This window comes from Streptomyces daghestanicus (assembly GCF_020521275.1).
Taxonomy (GTDB): domain Bacteria; phylum Actinomycetota; class Actinomycetes; order Streptomycetales; family Streptomycetaceae; genus Streptomyces; species Streptomyces griseoviridis.
In genome coordinates this window covers 682,082-698,622 of sequence record NZ_BNDX01000016.1, presented here as the reverse complement: position 1 = coordinate 698,622, position 16,541 = coordinate 682,082, and the positions used below count along the sequence as shown (strand labels likewise).

Genomic DNA, 16,541 nt, shown 5'->3' with positions numbered 1-16,541 from the left:
GAACGCCCGATTGTGGATAACTCCGCCACCCGCACGAGTGACGGACATCTTCGCGTCACCGCCGGACGACCGCCGCCACGGGCCACCGCCCACCGCCCACCGGCCGCCATCACTCGCTGCCGGCCACCGCCCGCCGCCACTCGCCGTCGGCCACCGGTCCCCCTCACGTCCCTCGGCCGCCGGCCCTCACCACTCCCCGCCGACCGCCGACCGCCGACCGCCAACCCCCACCCGCCGACCGCCGACCGCCGACCATCAGTCGCCGACCGCCGGCCGCCAGCCTCGGACCGCCCCCCGGCGGGGCCGCCCTCAGCGGGACGAGACCACGACCCCCAGCAACCCGGGTCCCGTGTGCGCCCCGATCACCGCTCCGACCTCGCTGACGTGCAGGTCGGCCAGGCCCGGCAGCCGGGTGCGCAGCCGGTCCGCCAGGGCCGTGGCCCGGTCGGGGGCGGCGAGGTGGTGGACGGCGATGTCGACCTCCGCGGTGCCCGCCCGTTCGGCGGCGATCTCCTCCAGGCGGGCGATGGCCCGGGACGCCGTACGCACCTTCTCCAGCGGCTCGATCCGGCCGCCGTCCAGCCGCAGCAGGGGTTTCACCGCGAGCGCGGACCCGAACAGGGCCTGCGCGGCGCCGATCCGGCCGCCCCGGCGCAGGTAGTCGAGGGTGTCGACGTAGAAGTAGGCGGAGGTGTCCGCGGCTCGTTTCTCCGCCGCGGTGACGGCATCGTCGACCGTGCCGCCGCTCTGCGCGGCCTCGGCCGCGGCGACCGCGCAGAAGCCCAGGGCCATCGCGATCATGCCGGTGTCCACGACGCGCACCGGGACGGGTGCCTGGCGGGCCGCGACGACCGCGGCGTCGTAGGTACCCGACAGTTCGGCGGAGAGGTGGAGGGAGACGATGCCGGTGGCGCCGGAGGCGGCGGCCTTGCGGTAGGTCTCGGCGAACACCTCCGGGCCGGGCCGGGAGGTCGTGACGGGTCGTCGCTTCTGCAACGCCTGGGCCAGTGAGCGGGTCGAGATCTCGGTGCCCTCCTCCAGGGCCCGGTCGCCCAGGACCACGGTCAGAGGCACCGCCGTGATGCCGTGGCGCTCCATCGTCCGGGGCGGCAGGTAGGCCGTTGAATCGGTGATGATCGCGACATGGCGGGACATGAGCTGGAGGTTACCTGCCGTAGCGCCCGTACGGCAGCCCGGCCCGGCCACCGGCTCCCCTCGGTCCGGCCGGCGGCTCCGCCCGCCCGCTGACCGGCCCCGTCCGGCCCGACCGGCGTCCCGGCCCGGCCGGGTCACCGGCCTACGGCACCTGCGTCAGGTCGTGCTCTCCGGCCGGGCCTTGCGCTGCCAGGGGTAGGCCGGGCGGGGTGCGGCGGGGTCGATGGCCGGCCGGGACCGCTCCCCGGCGGACCCGGAACGACGCCCCTCGGAGGCGTCCGGCGTCTTCTTCAGGTCCGCCTTCTTCTTCACGCCCGGTGTCCTCTCCCCGTCCGGTGCCCTCTCCCCGTCCGATGTCCTCTTGTCGTCCGGGGTGACGGTCCACGGCTCCCGGGTCGGTTCCGTCCGGGTCCAGTGCCGCAGGGCGCCCGCCTCGACGTCGATCTGCGCGCTCAGCGAGTCCAGGTCGTCGTCGGCGAAGCGCCGGGCCCGGTCGCGGGCCGCCCAGCGCAGCGAATCCGCGGCGCCGGTGATGCGCTCGGTGCGTTCCCGCAGCGCGGGGAGGGTGTCGGCGAGCGCGGCGCGGTCCGGTTCGGACTCCAGGCGGCGCAGCTCGGCGTCGAGTTCCTGACCGTGGGCGCTGAGCCGCTCGAAGAGGCCCAGGGACTCCTTGAGGGACGCGTCCTCGGCCGCGCCCGCGTGCAGCGCGTCCCGCGTGGCACGCATGGACGTGCGCAGCGCCAGCCGCAGCCGCGCGACCTCGCCCGCGGTGCCCGGCTGGGCGAAGGACCTGGCGCGCAGGGTCTGGTCCTCGACCGTGCGGCGGGCCTGGGTGAGGGTGCGGTCCACGCCGCGCCGGGCGGCGCCGACGGCCTTCACCGTGGCGTAGGCGCCGAGGGCGACCATGAGCACGAAGAGCAGGGCGATGACGGTGATCACTGCTTCCACGGTGCTCCTCCTTGGGCCCTGCGGGCGGTGTGGCCCGGCGAGCGCTCGCGGCGCCCACCGCGCCACCTCTTCCACCGTAAACGCCACGGGCAGGCAAGGAGTTCCGGCGGAACCCCGAACCTGCCCGTAGGAAATCACCCGAGAGCCCCCTAGGGAGTCACCCCGGGGACCGGTCCCGGCCGGATCAGGCCGTCACGATGTTGACCAGCTTCGGCGCGCGCACGATCACCTTGCGGATGCCGGCGCCGCCCAGCGCGGCCACGACCTTCTCGTCGGCCAGCGCCGCCTTCTCCAGGTCTTCGCCGGAGATGGAGGGGGCGACCTCCAGCCGCGCCTTGACCTTGCCCTTGATCTGCACGACGCAGGTGACGGTCTCGTCGACGACGTACGCCGGGTCGGCGACCGGGAAGTCCTGGTGGACGACCGAGTCGGTGTGGCCGAGCTTGCGCCACAGCTCCTCGGCGATGTGCGGGGCCAGCGGCGCGATCATCAGCACCAGGGCCTCGGCGACCGGCCGCGCGACCGGGCCGCCGGCCTTGGTCAGGTGGTTGTTCAGCTCGGTGACCTTGGCGATGGCGGTGTTGAACCGCATGCCCTCCAGGTCGCCGCGGACCCCGTCGATCGCCTTGTGCAGCGCGCGCAGGGTGTCCACGTCGGGTTCGGCGTCCACGACCGTGACCTCACCGGTCGCCTCGTCGACGACGTTGCGCCACAGGCGCTGGAGCAGCCGGAACTGGCCGACCACCGCGCGGGTGTCCCACGGCCGGGAGACGTCCAGGGGGCCCATGGCCATCTCGTACAGGCGGAGCGTGTCCGCGCCGTACTCGGCGCAGATCTCGTCCGGGGTGACCGCGTTCTTCAGGGACTTGCCCATCTTGCCGAGCAGGCGGGACACCTTCTCGCCCTGGTAGAAGTACGCGCCGTCGCGTTCCTCCACCTCGGCGGCCGGTACGGCGATGCCGCGCGCGTCGCGGTAGACGTAGGCCTGGATCATGCCCTGGTTGAACAGCTTGTGGAACGGCTCGGCCGAGGAGATGTGCCCCAGGTCGAACAGGACCTTGGACCAGAAGCGGGCGTACAGCAGGTGCAGTACGGCGTGCTCGGCGCCGCCGACGTACAGGTCGACGCCGCCGTGCGGCCGGCCCTCGCGCGGGCCCATCCAGTACTGCTCGATCTGGGGGTCGACCAGCTCCTCGCTGTTGTGCGGGTCGAGGTAGCGCAGCTCGTACCAGCAGGAACCGGCCCAGTTGGGCATGGTGTTGGTCTCGCGCCGGTACTTCTTGGGGCCGTCCCCCAGGTCCAGGGTGACGTTGACCCAGTCCTCGTTGCGGGACAGGGGCGTCTCCGGCTGGGTGTCGGCGTCGTCGGGGTCGAAGGTGCGCGGGGAGTAGTCCTCGACCTCGGGCAGTTCCAGCGGCAGCATCGACTCGGGCAGCGGGTGGGCGATGCCGTCCTCGTCGTAGACGATGGGGAAGGGCTCGCCCCAGTAGCGCTGGCGGCTGAACAGCCAGTCGCGCAGGCGGAAGTTGACGGTGCCCTCGCCGATGCCGCGCTGGGCCAGCCACTCGGTGATGCGGGCCTTGGCGTCCACCACGCCCAGGCCGTCCAGGGAGATGTCCGCACCGGAGGAGTTCACGAGTTTCGCGTCGTACGAGGCGAAGGCGTCGTCCCAGGTCGACGGGTCGGTGGAGCGGCCGTCGGAGGGCTCCACGACGCAGCGCATCGGCAGGTCGAAGGCACGGGCGAAGGCGAAGTCGCGGCTGTCGTGGGCGGGGACGGCCATGATGGCGCCGGTGCCGTAGCCCATCAGGACGTAGTCGGCGATGAAGACGGGGATCTGCTCGCCGGTGACGGGGTTGGTGGCGTACACGCCGGTGAAGACGCCGGTCTTGTCCTTGGCCTCGGCCTGCCGCTCGACGTCGGACTTGGCGGCGGCCTGCGCGCGGTAGGCGGCGACGGCCCCGGCGGGGGTGGCGTGGCCGCCGGTCCACGCCTCGCGGGTGCCCTCGGGCCAGGCGGCGGGCGTGAACTTCTCCACCAGGGGGTGTTCGGGGGCCAGCACCATGTAGGTGGCGCCGAACAGGGTGTCCTGGCGGGTGGTGAAGACCGTGATGTGGTCGCCGTCGACGGGGAAGTCGACGCGGGCGCCCTCGCTGCGGCCGATCCAGTTGCGCTGCTGGAGTTTGATGGCCTCGGGCCAGTCCAGCTCCTCCAGGTCCTCCAGCAGCCGGTCGGCGTAGGCGGTGATGCGCATGTTCCACTGGCGCAGCTTGGCCTTGAAGACGGGGAAGTTGCCGCGCTCGGAGCGGCCGTCGGCGGTGACCTCCTCGTTGGCCAGGACGGTGCCCAGGCCGGGGCACCAGTTGACGGGGGCGTCCGAGGCGTAGGCCAGGCGGTACTCGCCGAGGACGTCGGCGCGTTCGGCGGCGGTCAGCTCGCTCCAGGGGCGTCCGCCGGGGACGGGGCGCTCACCGGTCTCGAAGGCGGCGACCAGCTCGGCGATCGGGCGGGCCTTCCCGGCCTCCTGGTCGTACCAGGAGTTGAAGATCTGCAGGAAGATCCACTGCGTCCACTTGTAGTACTCCGGGTCGATCGTGGCGAACGACCGGCGCTTGTCGTGGCCCAGGCCCAGCCGGCGCAACTGGGCCTTCATGTTCTCCATGTTGGCCTCGGTGGACACGCGCGGGTGCGTGCCGGTCTGCACGGCGTACTGCTCGGCGGGCAGGCCGAAGGCGTCGAAGCCCAGGGTGTGCAGGACGTTGTGGCCGGTCATCCGCTGGAAGCGGGCGAAGACGTCGGTGGCGATGTAACCCAGGGGGTGGCCGACGTGCAGGCCCGCACCGGACGGGTACGGGAACATGTCCATGATGAATTTCTTGGGCCGGGCGACCGTCTCCGGGTCGCCCGCCAGGTCACCGGTGGGGTTCGGCGCGGCGTAGGTGCCCTCGGCGTCCCAGAAGTCCTGCCAGCGTGCCTCGATGTCGGCCGCCAGGGCGGCCGTGTAGCGGTGCGGCGCGGCCACCTCGGCGGCGGCAGCGGGGTTCGTCTCGCTCATGGTCCTCAAAGCTCCATCGATCGTCTTCGCCTGCGGCTGCGACTTTCAGCCCGGGGCGGTCGTCCCTGCCGGACGGCCGCCCGTGCCGGAAATGAAAAATCCCCTCGCACAGGAGGGGACGCCGCGCCGATTCCGACCCGTCCGGAGCACCGGAGGTCGGTACTGATCAGCGCGGCTCGCTAAGCAGAAGGCGTACGGCACGCATGGGGTCAGGGTACCGCAGTCGCCCCAGGGGCCGCGACGGGCTGCCCGGCCCCTCCCGGCCGGGAGGAGGGCCGAGGATCACTCGCGTAACAGCCACTGAAGGGCATCACAACAACCGCATAGTCATTTGATAACAACGCAATAACCGAAACCTCCTACCCGCGGGTACGGCGCCACCTGGAGTGCGGCACCGGGACCGCTTCCCCGAACCGCTCGGAGTGCCCCCACGAACCCACCCCCCGTGAACCCTTTCCTCGCCATGACGGCGGACGACTCCTGGGTCGCCACGCATCCGGTCCGCATGGTCACCGGCGCCGCCGCCTCGCTGATCCGCTCCATCGACGGCGGCCCGGCGATCCCTCCCGGCCGCAAGGTCAGCGCCTCCGGAAGCGGCGTCGGCGGCGCCCCGACACTGCTCTCCGACGCCGGGGCCTTCGCCCAGCTCGCCATCGCCGCCCGCATCGGCCCGGCGCGCTACGGCAACACCGGCCTGTACGACGAGCCGGGCACCGTCATGCTCACCGTCTCCGGCGCGGTGGCCCGCCCCATGGTGATCGAGGTCCCCACAGGGGTGCCGCTGCGCTACGTCCTCCAGCTCGCTGGCGCCCCGCCGGTCCCGCAGGGGGGTGCTGACGGGCGGCTACCACGGCAAGTGGACCGACGCGGCCACCGTGGACGAGGTGATCGTCTCCCGGAGCTCCCTGGACGCGACGGGCGGTTCACTCGGCGCGGGCGCGATCCTGCCGATCGGTCAGGAGACGTGCCCGCTGGGCGAGTCACTGCGGGTGGCGCAGTGGCTGGCGGAGGAGAGCGCCGGCCAGTGCGGACCCCCCTACCTGGGGCTGCCGGCCGCGGCGCGCGGCCCCGCGGACGTCCTGGACGGCGGCGGGCCGGCCGCCCTGGAGGCGCTCGAGCAGGTCACGCGGAACGTCAAGCGGCGCGGCGCGTACGCGCACCCCGACGGTTCGGCGATGTTCCTGGAGTCGGCCGTGCGGGCGTGCACCGACGACCTCGCCGCCCATGTCCTCGGCACCGGCTGCGGACGGCCCGTGGCGGGGGTGCTGCCGCTCCTCGGGGGAGGCGGGGCACCGACGGGCGTACCGGGCGGCGGCGCGTCCGCCGGGACCGGTCCCAGCCGCCAGAAGATCCACGTCGACTGGACGCTGTGCCGGGGCCACGGGCTGTGCGCGGACATCCTGCCTGAGGTGTTCCAGCTCGGCTCGGACGGTTTCCCCACCGTGGTGCGGGCGCAGGTGCCGCGGTACGCGGAGGCGAAGGCGCTGCGCGCGGTGCGCCGCTGCCCGGCGCCGGCCCTGCGGACCGAGGAGGACACCCGCGCGCAGACACCGTCCCGGTCCGCGCTGCCGGTGCTCGCGCCGGGCCGCGGACGCCGGGCGCTGGGCGCTGGGACGCTGAGCAAGAGACGCCGAACAGGAAAGAACCCCCGGGTCGATGATCCTTCGACCCGGGGGTTTCTCTGTGGAGCTAAGGAGAATTGAACTCCTGACCTCCTGCATGCCATGCAGGCGCTCTACCAACTGAGCTATAGCCCCGCGCTTTACCGCTTCGCTCCGCCCGGTTTCCCTGGCGGCGACGCCAACATTACACGGTCCCCCGGGCCCAACACCAAATCGTTTCCGGTCTGCCCGTTTCGTACCGTTGCGCCCCGTCGATGTCCCGCCGGCGCGCTGCCGGGCCCGTCCTGCCGCGCCCGTCCGTCAGGCGGTCACGAAGGAGTAGAACCGCTTGAGCGTGCAGTGCTCCTCCAGGAGCCGGCCGTAGATCGGCTCCCCCTCCAGTTCGCGGTACGTCTCGATGGGGTCGCCTTTTATGATCAGCGCCCGCGCGCACTCCTCGCACCAGTACTGGTACTCGGGGTTGACCGGCTCCATGTCGCGGACGATGGGCGTGCCGCTGCCGCACCAGTCGCACTTCCGCCTGTGTGCACCCATCGATCAGCTCCGGCTGCGAGCGCCGGCCGTGCACACGTCCGAGACGCCGCCGCCGTCCCCGAGGATGCTCGCAGGCATCGGTACTCCCTCCCGTCGGGCCGCGCCCCCTTCCGGCCGTTTGATTCTGCCACGACCCGGCCGACACGGTCAGCGACGCCTCAGTACCAGTCCGGACACGGTGACCGGCGCGGATCTCACCGAGCCGTACGAGCCGGGGGCTCTTGATGCTCAAGCGAGGGAACGAAAAATCCCGCCCCCTGTGGGGACGGGATTCATCGGTGCAACCAAGTGGAGCTAAGGAGAATTGAACTCCTGACCTCCTGCATGCCATGCAGGCGCTCTACCAACTGAGCTATAGCCCCTGGCCGGTGTTCTTCCCGCTCGGCGGGGCGAACAAGAAGAACTTTAGCCTGCGACCTGCCGGAAAGTGAAATCCGGGTCCGGCCCGGCTCAGTCGTCGTCGCCGAGCACCGGCTCCGGCAGACTGCCGGCGTTGTGCTCCAGGAGCCGCCAGCCGCGGGCACCCTCGCCGAGGACGGACCAGCAGCAGTTGGTCAGGCCCCCCAGCGCCTCCCAGCTGCGCGCCTCCAGGCCGAGGAGACGGCCGATGGTGGTGCGGATGGTGCCGCCGTGGCTGACCACGACGAGCGTGCCGCCGTCGGCCAGCTTGTCCGCGTGCCGCAGCACCACGGGGGCGGCGCGGTCGGCGACCTCGGTCTCCAGTTCGCCACCGCCCCGGCGGACCGGCTCGCCGCGCTTCCACGCCGCGTACTCCTCACCGTGCCGGGCGATGATCTCCTCGTGGGTCAGGCCCTGCCAGACACCCGCGTACGTCTCCCGCAGGCCCTCGTCGTGGGCGACCTCCAGGCCGGTCAGCGCGGCCAGCTCGGCGGCCGTGTCCGCGGCCCGCCGCAGGTCCGAGGCGACGATCGCGTCGGGCTTGAGGCCGGCCAGCAGCCGGGCCGCGCGACGGGCCTGGGCGACGCCCGTCGCGGTCAGCTCGACGTCGGTGGTGCCCTGGAAGCGACGCTCCACGTTCCAGGAGGTCTGGCCGTGGCGCCACAGGATGATGCGGCGTCCCCGGCCGGAGGGGCCGGACGTCACCTCACCGGTGGCGCTCATCACCACTCCCCGTCCGGCTCGGCGCCCTCCTCGGCGGCCCGGGTCCTCGCGTGCTCCTCGCCCTTGCCGCGGGTGGCCTTGGCGTCGGCGGGCAGCTCCAGCTCGGGGCAGTCCTTCCACAGCCGCTCCAGGGCGTAGAAGACACGCTCCTCGCTGTGCTGGACGTGGACGACGATGTCGACGTAGTCGAGGAGGACCCAGCGGGCCTCGCGGTCGCCCTCGCGGCGGACCGGCTTGGCGCCCAGTTCCTTGCTGAGGCGTTCCTCGATCTCGTCGACGATCGACTTGACCTGGCGGTCGTTGGGCGCGGAGGCCAGCAGGAAGGCGTCCGTGATCGACAGGACGTCACTGACGTCGTAGGCGATGACGTCGTGCGCCAGCTTGTCGGCGGCCGCCTGGGCGGCGGTGTTGATGAGCTCCAGGGAGCGGTCGGTCGCGGTCACTACCAGGCTTTCGGTCGGCGGTCGTTTGACACCAAGGGTCTCACGACCGCCGGCCTCGGCCCGAGCGGTCACCGTCCGGTCAGGACGCGGGCTCGTAGTCCTGCCCGAGAATCACCGACACGCGCGCGTTGCCGGTCACCTCGCCCTTGGCGACCGAGCCGGTCGGCAGGCCCAGGGTCTTGGCGACCTCGGTGGCGTTCTCCTTGTCGGCGTCGTCCGCGTACAGCACCTCGGAGGCGGCCTCGGTGGCGGCGGTGGTGCCGCCCTCGAGGAAGGTGAAGCCGCCGTTGACCAGGGCGACGCGGACCTTGGCGGTGTTCTCCTTGGTGCCGCTCGCGTTCTGCACGGAGACGCTGACCGCCGCGCCCTCGTCGGGGCTCTTGGCGGTGCCGCCGAGGACGTCCTTGACGACGCCCGAGCTGTCCTCGGCGCTGAGCGTGCCGTCGTTCTGCACGGGCAGCAGCGTGGTCTTGTGCGCGCCGCCCTTGGCGAGGTCGGCGAGGGAGGCGAGGAAGGAACCGAGGTCCTCGTCGGTCAGCGGCGGGTCGAGGATCATGCCCAGCGTCTGGACGGTGGTCGTGGCCGCCTGCGCGTCGGAGGACAGCTTGCGCAGCACCCCGTGCACGACCTGCCCGAACCGCTCCAGCTGGGCGTTCTGCGCCTCGCCGGAGGCGTGGTAGGTGGCATAGGCGACGGCCATCTTGCCGCTGAGGTTCTGCTTCTCGCCCTTGTGGACGAGGACGGCGGCGTCCTTGCCGTCCTTCGCCTCCGGGTCGGGGACGTCGGTGTCGGTGGTGACCTCGACGGTGCCGACCAGGTCGACGAGGTTCTGGAGGTAGGGGGTGTCCAGGCGCCAGGTGCCCTCGATGTCGGTGCCGAGCACGGAGTCGAGCGCGTCCTGGGTGGCGTCGGGCCCGTCGTCGTCGACCGACTCGGCCAGGGTGGTGACGCTGCCGTCGTCGCCGCTGAGCGCCAGGGAGTTGGGCAGCAGCACGGTGGTGGCCTGCTTGGTGGTGGTGTTGTCCACCAGGAGGGCCGTGGAGGTGCCGCCGCCGTCGGTGTCGTGCAGGTGCAGGGCGATGACGTCGCGCTTCTGGGCGGTCGCCGCCGCGGTGCCGCCGGTGCCCGAGTCCGTGCCGGAGAGGCCGGGGAGCTTTCCGGCGTACCAGAGGTAGCCGATGCCGCCGACGGCGACCAGGGCGAGGACGACGACGAGGGCGACGGCACGCGCGCGTGCCCGGCGGCGGGCCTCCTCGCGGCGCTCGGTGCGGTTCTCCGTGAACTTCATCCAGTCGATGACGTCCTCGGAGTCGCCGTCCGGCTCCTCGACGAAGGCGAACTGCTCGGTGCGGTAGTCCGGCCCGTCCGCCGGGCCGCCGCCCGCCGGGCCGCCGGACGGCGGTTCGTCGGGCGGGCCGGGCTGCTGCGGGACGCGGGCCGTCTGCTCGGCGACGCGGTGCTGCCCGCCGCCGGCCGCGGCACCGCCGTGGGACTGCTCCTGGTACGCCGTCGCGCCCGGACCGCCGGTGTACGGGTCGTAGCCGCCCTGCGGGGGGACGGGCGGCTGGGTCCCGGTGCCGTAGGGGCCCTGCGGGGGGACGGGTGGCTGTGCGGCGGTGTCGTAGCCGCCGTAGGGGTCGTACGGGCCAGCGGGCTGCTGACCGCCGGTGCCGTAGGGGTCGTAGCCGTAGCCCTGCTGCGGTGCCGCCTGCGTGTACGGGTCGTACGGCTGCTGCGGCGCGCTCTGTGCCGGGGCCTGGCGGTAGACGGGCCGCCCGTAGTCGTCGTAACCGACGAGTTCGTACGGGCCGTCCTGGCCGCCGCCCTGTGCCGCGTCGTATCGGTCGTTCACCGGTGCCCCTCTCGGCTCACTCGCCGCGGTACAGCTGACGCTTGTCGATGTAGCGCACGACGCCGTCGGGCACCAGGTACCAGACGGGGTCGCCCTTGGCGACTCTCGCCCGGCAGTCCGTGGAGGAGATGGCGAGGGCGGGGACCTCGATGAGGGAGACGCCTCCCTCGGGAAGTCCCGCGTCCGTCAGGTGGTGGCCGGGGCGGGTGACGCCGATGAAGTGTGCCAGGGAGAAGAGTTCCTCGCTGTCGCGCCAGGTGAGGATCTGGGCGAGGGCGTCGGCGCCGGTGATGAAGAAGAGGTCCGTGTCCGGGTTGAGCGCGGCCAGGTCGCGCAGGGTGTCCACGGTGTACGTGGGGCCGCCGCGGTCGATGTCGATGCGGCTCACGGAGAACTGCGGGTTCTCGACGGTGGCGACGACCGTCATCAGATAGCGGTCCTCGGCGGCGGAGACCGCGCGGTGGCTCTTCTGCCAGGGCTGCCCGGTGGGTACGAACACCACCTCGTCCAGGTGGAACCGCGAGGCGACCTCACTGGCCGCGACGAGGTGTCCGTGGTGGATCGGGTCGAAGGTGCCGCCCATGACGCCGAGGCGGCGCCTGCCCGGCCGTGACGAGGCGTTGCCGGGGCCGGGGCGGTGCCGTGTGCCGCTGACCGGGCCGTTCACCGGACCGGTGGGCATGTCCTGCTCTCCCATGCGTGCAGACCCTACCGGCCCGGCCGGGGCGTCCCGTCCGCCCGTTCCCCCGAGGGCGCCGCGGCGCCCCGGAGCGCGCCGCTCAGCGGTCGCGGTTGAAGCGCGTGGTGATCCACAGCAGCAGGAGCAGGATGACGAAGGCGGCGCCGCCGGTGAGGAGGGGGCTGAGGCTCTCGTGGTTGCCGCCGTGCTCCTCGCCCTCGGCGGCAAGGGTGACCAACTGGGCAGCGGTGCTGTGGAAGCTCATCTTCGGCAGGACCTATCGCGTGTGGGCGGGATAAGGACGTGGGCTCATCGTATGCGGGCACCCCTCGTCCGATCACGCCGACTCCGCCGTTGGGGACGGCCGGCGCCGCGGGGGAACCTTCCGGACGGCTCAGTCGTCCTTCGACTTGTAGCCCCGCAACAGCAACCACGCGGTCAGCGCGCAGCCCAGCACCATCACGATCAGGATGATCCGGAGCAGGTTGCCCGACCCCTGCTGCTCGGCGGCGTTCGTGGCCCCGGCGAGCCAGAGGGGATGGGGGACGTACTCCATGACACGGACTCCTTCGCTGTACTGCCGGTCCACGGTATCTCCGCCCGGGCCGGGTGTTGCTTCGGGGGGCACAAAGGACCGCACAAGGGTTCGCAAAGGGTCACTAGGACGCACCTGGGGGAAGACATGGCCGACGACCGGCGGGGCAACGGGCACGAGCGGGTGCCGGGCAGGTCCCGCAGGCGCTTCCCGGGGATCTCCTCGCGCGCCTACGAGCATCCGGCGGACCGCAGTGCCCTGGTGGCACTGCGCAGGCTGAGCGGTTTCGACACGGTGTTCAAGGCGCTCAGCGGGCTGCTGCCGGAGCGGAGCCTGAGGCTGCTGTTCCTGTCCGACTCGGTGCGCGTCTCGGACCGGCAGTTCGGCCACCTGAACGACATGCTGCGCGACGCCTGCTACATCCTGGACCTGGAGAAGGTCCCCCCGATGTACGTCAACCAGGACCCGAACCCGAACGCGATGTGCATCGGCCTGGACGAGCCGATCATCGTCGTCACCACGGGCCTGGTGGAGCTGCTCGACGAGGAGGAGATGCGGGCGGTGATCGGCCACGAGGCCGGGCACGCGCTCTCCGGTCACTCGGTGTACCGGACCGTGCTGCTGTTCCTGACCTCGCTCGCCGTGCGGGTGGCCTGGATTCCGCTGGGCAATCTCGCGGTCATGGCGATCGTGACCGGCCTGCGCGAGTGGTTCCGCAAGTCGGAGCTGTCCGCCGACCGTGCGGGGCTGCTGGTCGGGCAGGACCTCCAGGCGTCCATGCGGGGCCTGATGAAGATCGCGGGCGGCAACCACCTGCACGAGATGAACGTGGACGCGTTCCTGGAGCAGGCCGACGAGTACGAGGCCGGCGGCGACCTGCGCGACTCCGTGCTGAAGATCCTCAACGTGCTGCCGCGCTCGCACCCCTTCACCACGGTGCGGGCGGCGGAGCTGAAGAAGTGGGCGGGGTCCCGCGACTTCCAGCGGATCATGGACGGGCACTATCCGCGGCGCGAGGAGGACAAGGACACCTCGGTCCGCGACTCCTGGCGGGAGTCGGCGTCCAGCTACGCCACGCACGTCCGCACCTCCAAGGACCCGCTGATGAAGCTGGTCAACGACATCGCGGGCGGCGCCGGGGACCTCGGCGGGCGGGTGCGGCGGGGCTTCGGCGGCTTCACCTCCGCGCAGCCGGGCCCGAAGGACGGGGGGAACGGCCCGGAGGGGCCCGAGGACGCCCCGGGCGGCCCCGGGGACGACGGCCCCCGGGAACCGCGCGTCTGACGGGCGCGGCGCACCGCGCGGGAGCGTCCCGGCGGGGTGCTCGGAGCCGCGGTGTGCTCAGAGGTCGGGCTGCGCGTTCTCGGCCAGCGTCCCGCACAGGGCGCCCATGGCGTCCCCGGTGGCGTACGGGTCGGTGCCGGCCGGGCCGCCCTCCTTGGCGGTCTGGCCGGCGAGCAGCGGGCGCAGCCGGTCGGCGGTGTCCTCGGCGCAGGAGAGCGGGCCGGCCTGGAGCGTGGCGAGGGTGAGGCGGGCCTGGTGCAGCCGCAGGTCGTCCCGGTCGAAGCGGAAGCGCAGCTCACGCCGGACGGTGAACAGGGAGACCCGGGCGTCGGGGTCACCGGCGGGCCGCAGCGGGTAGACGAGGGTGTGGGCGGCGACGACCTCCAGGGCGGAGGAGTCGCTCTCGGCGAAGCGCAGGGAGCCCTGGACGCGGATCTCGGTGCCGGCCAGCCGGGCGCGGGCCGGGTCGAGGCGGACCAGCCATCCGGTGGCCGCGTGCCGGCCGTCGGCGGCGGGCCGGTCGACGCTCTCGTCGAACTGGGCGAACTGGTCGGGGTCGAGGAGCAGCCGCACCGAGCGGGTCTCCCCGCCGGTCAGCACCTCGGGGTCGAGGGCCGAGCGGACCACGTACTCCTTGGCGATGAGCAGCGCGTTCCTGACCTGTTCGGCCGCGAAGTGGGCGGTGTCGTGGAAGGCCGGCAGCGGGAGGCCCGCGGCCCCGGCCCGGAACTGGGCGGCGGGGCTGTGCTCGAAGAGCAGCCCGGCGTCGGCGGCGCCGGGCACCTTGCCGCGCGGGGCGAGCGGGACGACGGTGGTGCGGGTCTGTTCGGCGGGCGGGCGGGCCGAGGGGCTCTGGTAGGGGTGGCGGACGCCCATGTAGACGGCGGTGCCGAAGGCGACGGCGATCAGGACGACCAGGATCAGGGCCCGCCGGGAGAGTCCGCGGCGCAGCGGGGGCCGGCGGCGGACGGCGGGTGTGTGGTCGGCGATGCGCTCCTGGGCGGAGAACTCCTGGAGGTGGGCAGCGCGGACGAACGATTCGTCGAAGACGACGGACCGGTACTCGTCGTCGCCGCCTCCGGGGGTGCCCTCGGGTGTCCCCTCAGGCGGGTCTGAAGGCCCTCCCATATCTTCAGGGTAGGTCTCCGGGACCTTCGGTAAACGCCCTGGTACACGACAACTTCGGACAGGTTCGGGCGCGGGTCGCGGGGGCCGCTCAGGGGGTGCGCGGGATGACCGGGACGGCCGGCTGGGAGTAGTCGGCGGAGACCGAGGGGGCGGCGGTGCCGCCGCTCTGCTCGGGGCCGGTGGAGGCGGTCGGCGGCTGCTGCTCCCGGTCGGCGTCGGAGGAGGCGCCCCGGTACACGGCCGAGAAGGCGAGCGCCACCATGCCGATGCCCATCACGAGGGCGAGCATCCAGGCGACGGGGCGGTGCCAGCGGACCGGCTTGCCGTAGCTCGCGGGGGCGCCGTACGGGCGGTCGAGGGGGTCGGTGTCCTCGTCCGGGTCGTCGTAGTCGGCGGGGTCGTGGCCGTAGTCGCCGTACCCGTCGTCGTAGCGGTCGCCGCGGGCGGGGGCGCGGCGGGCCTCGGCCTCGGTGGCCTCCGCTCTGGCCTGGGCGGCGGCCAGCAGCCGCTCGACGGCGGTCGGCTCGTGGACCGGGGCCGCCCGCACGAAGTCCTCGTCGAAGACCACGGAGGCGAACTCTTCGTCCGACACCCCGCGGTCGTGGTCGTCGTCGGGCTCCCAGCCGTCAGGGAACGGCGTGCCCCCCACGTCCTCCGGCACGGTTCCAGAGTAGACCTGGGGGGGCATTTTGGGCAGACGGTGTGGAAATCCGTCCGGTGGCCGAGACGGGCGTACGGCGTCCCGCGGGGGCGTGCGGCGCCACTGCCGCACGCATATGCCCTGACCGCGCGCCCGGTGCGGCCCGCGGGGGTTCAGCGGCGTACGTGCCCGTCGCCGGTGACGATGTACTTGGTGCTGGTGAGTTCGGGCAGGCCCATGGGGCCGCGGGCGTGCAGCTTCTGGGTGGAGATGCCGATCTCGGCGCCGAACCCGAACTGGCCGCCGTCGGTGAAGCGGGTGGAGGCGTTCACGGCGACGGTGGTGGAGTCGACCAGCTGGGTGAAGCGGCGGGCGGCCTGCTGCGAGGTGGTGACGATCGCCTCGGTGTGGCCGGAGGTCCACAGCCGGATATGTTCGACGGCCTTGTCGAGGGAGTCGACGACGGCGGCGGCGATGTCGTAGGAGAGGTACTCGGTCTCCCAGTCCTCCGGGGTCGCCTCGACGACGGTCGCCCTGGAGTCCTTGGCGTACGCCATGACCCGCTCGTCGGCGTGGACGGTGACGCCGGCGTCGGCGAGGGCGTCGAGGGCGCGGGGCAGGAAGTCGGCGGCGATGTCCTGGTGGACGAGGAGGGTCTCGGCGGCGTTGCAGACGCCGACCCGCTGGGCCTTGCTGTTGACCAGGATGTCGACGGCCATGCCGAGGTCGGCGGCGGCGTCGACGTAGACGTGGCAGTTGCCGGTGCCGGTCTCGATGACGGGGACGGTGGACTCCTGGACGACCGTGTTGATCAGGGATGCGCCGCCGCGCGGGATGAGGACGTCGACCAGGCCGCGGGCGCGCATCAGCTCGCGGACGCTGTCGCGGGACTCGCCGGGGACGAGCTGGACGGCGTCGGCGGGCAGCCCGGCGCCGCCGACCGCGTCGCGGACGACCCGGACCAGGGCGGCGTTCGACCGGTACGCGGAGGAGGAGCCGCGCAGCAGGACCGCGTTGCCGGACTTCAGGCAGAGGGCGGCGGCGTCGACGGTGACGTTGGGCCGGCCCTCGTAGATGATGCCGACCACGCCGAGCGGGACGCGGACCTGGCGCAGATCGATGCCGTTGGGGAGGGTGTTGCCGCGGACGACCTCGCCGACCGGGTCGGGCAGGGCGGCGACGTCGCGGACGTCGGAGGCGACGGCCCGGACCCGCTCGGGGGTGAGGGTGAGCCGGTCGACGATGGCCTCGGGGGTGCCGGCCTCGCGGGCCTTGGCCACGTCCTCCGCGTTGGCCTCGACGATCTCGCTGGTACGGACCTCCAGGGCGTCGGCGACGGCGAGCAGCGCGTCGTCCTTGACGGCCCGCGGCAGCGGCGCGAGGTCGGCGGCGGCGGCCTTGGCCCGGTAGGCGGCGCGGGTGACCGGGGACATCGAGTCGTACGGCGAGAGCGTGGTCATGGGGGCAGGGTAATGCGCGGGGCGAGGGCGTCCGCCGGGTGTTTCACACCCCGAGACACCTCGCGCCATTCCTGACACCTCCAG

At 72.7% G+C, this 16,541-nt stretch carries 14 protein-coding genes, 2 tRNA genes and 1 pseudogene; 2 read left to right on the top strand and 15 right to left on the bottom strand.

Going from position 1 to position 16,541, the window contains the following annotated elements; all coding sequences use genetic code 11:
• Positions 1-309: 309 nt before the first annotated feature.
• From Sdagh_RS29835 to leuS, 3 genes are all read right to left on the bottom strand, one after another.
• A complete protein-coding gene (locus Sdagh_RS29835; RefSeq protein WP_190077244.1) occupies positions 310-1,155 on the bottom strand; it encodes a DegV family protein in 846 nt (281 codons plus the stop codon).
• Positions 1,156-1,311: 156 nt separating this feature from the next.
• Positions 1,312-2,103 carry a hypothetical protein gene (locus tag Sdagh_RS29830; protein ID WP_190077243.1) on the bottom strand — a complete coding sequence of 264 codons (792 nt, stop codon included), beginning with the start codon at positions 2,101-2,103 and terminating at the stop codon, positions 1,312-1,314.
• A 184-nt stretch (positions 2,104-2,287) separates the two neighbouring features.
• Entirely contained in the window at positions 2,288-5,158 is a 2,871-nt protein-coding gene (leuS, locus tag Sdagh_RS29825; RefSeq protein ID WP_190007799.1) for a leucine--tRNA ligase, read from the bottom strand.
• Between the two features lie 484 nt (positions 5,159-5,642).
• On the opposite strand from leuS, the pseudogene Sdagh_RS29820 reads away from it, so the two are divergent.
• Positions 5,643-6,765: pseudogene (locus Sdagh_RS29820) on the top strand (ferredoxin); the annotation flags it as partial.
• A gap of 77 nt (positions 6,766-6,842) precedes the next feature.
• On the opposite strand, the gene Sdagh_RS29815 reads toward Sdagh_RS29820, so the two are convergent.
• From Sdagh_RS29815 to Sdagh_RS29775, 9 genes are all read right to left on the bottom strand, one after another.
• A tRNA-Ala gene (locus tag Sdagh_RS29815) sits at positions 6,843-6,915 on the bottom strand.
• 165 nt (positions 6,916-7,080) lie between these two features.
• Positions 7,081-7,314, bottom strand: a complete 234-nt coding sequence (locus tag Sdagh_RS29810) for a hypothetical protein (protein WP_053750770.1) — start codon at positions 7,312-7,314, stop codon at positions 7,081-7,083.
• 289 nt (positions 7,315-7,603) lie between these two features.
• A tRNA-Ala gene (locus Sdagh_RS29805) sits at positions 7,604-7,676 on the bottom strand.
• A gap of 88 nt (positions 7,677-7,764) precedes the next feature.
• Positions 7,765-8,436: a histidine phosphatase family protein gene (locus Sdagh_RS29800; protein ID WP_189412738.1), complete on the bottom strand. Its 672-nt coding sequence runs from the start codon at positions 8,434-8,436 to the stop codon at positions 7,765-7,767.
• Positions 8,436-8,879 carry a ribosome silencing factor gene (gene rsfS / locus Sdagh_RS29795; RefSeq protein ID WP_189412737.1) on the bottom strand — a complete coding sequence of 148 codons (444 nt, stop codon included), beginning with the start codon at positions 8,877-8,879 and terminating at the stop codon, positions 8,436-8,438. The genes Sdagh_RS29800 and rsfS overlap by 1 nt, the downstream gene beginning before the upstream one ends.
• A 79-nt stretch (positions 8,880-8,958) precedes the next feature.
• On the bottom strand, positions 8,959-10,731 hold the full coding sequence (locus Sdagh_RS29790) for a LytR C-terminal domain-containing protein (protein WP_190077242.1): 1,773 nt from the start codon (positions 10,729-10,731) through the stop codon (positions 8,959-8,961).
• Positions 10,732-10,747: 16 nt separating this feature from the next.
• Positions 10,748-11,428 (bottom strand): nicotinate-nucleotide adenylyltransferase, encoded by a 681-nt coding sequence (gene nadD, locus Sdagh_RS29785; protein ID WP_190077241.1) that lies wholly within the window; start codon positions 11,426-11,428, stop codon positions 10,748-10,750.
• A gap of 82 nt (positions 11,429-11,510) precedes the next feature.
• Positions 11,511-11,675 carry a hypothetical protein gene (locus Sdagh_RS29780; RefSeq protein WP_189412724.1) on the bottom strand — a complete coding sequence of 55 codons (165 nt, stop codon included), beginning with the start codon at positions 11,673-11,675 and terminating at the stop codon, positions 11,511-11,513.
• A 129-nt stretch (positions 11,676-11,804) separates the two neighbouring features.
• Positions 11,805-11,966, bottom strand: coding sequence for a hypothetical protein (locus tag Sdagh_RS29775; protein ID WP_189412722.1), 162 nt, complete (start codon positions 11,964-11,966; stop codon positions 11,805-11,807).
• Between the two features lie 126 nt (positions 11,967-12,092).
• On the opposite strand from Sdagh_RS29775, the gene Sdagh_RS29770 reads away from it, so the two are divergent.
• Entirely contained in the window at positions 12,093-13,229 is a 1,137-nt protein-coding gene (locus Sdagh_RS29770) for a M48 family metallopeptidase (protein WP_189412720.1), read from the top strand.
• 57 nt (positions 13,230-13,286) lie between these two features.
• Here Sdagh_RS29770 and Sdagh_RS29765 read toward each other — a convergent pair whose 3' ends face one another.
• The 3 genes from Sdagh_RS29765 to Sdagh_RS29755 form a co-directional block, all read right to left on the bottom strand.
• The gene (locus tag Sdagh_RS29765) at positions 13,287-14,357 is read right to left on the bottom strand and encodes an SCO2583 family membrane protein (protein ID WP_190007793.1); all 1,071 of its coding nucleotides are present in this window, start codon (positions 14,355-14,357) and stop codon (positions 13,287-13,289) included.
• 88 nt (positions 14,358-14,445) lie between these two features.
• Positions 14,446-15,018: an SCO2584 family spore wall biosynthesis protein gene (locus Sdagh_RS29760; protein WP_443732407.1), complete on the bottom strand. Its 573-nt coding sequence runs from the start codon at positions 15,016-15,018 to the stop codon at positions 14,446-14,448.
• 152 nt (positions 15,019-15,170) lie between these two features.
• Positions 15,171-16,457: a glutamate-5-semialdehyde dehydrogenase gene (locus Sdagh_RS29755; protein ID WP_190077239.1), complete on the bottom strand. Its 1,287-nt coding sequence runs from the start codon at positions 16,455-16,457 to the stop codon at positions 15,171-15,173.
• Positions 16,458-16,541: the final 84 nt, after the last annotated feature.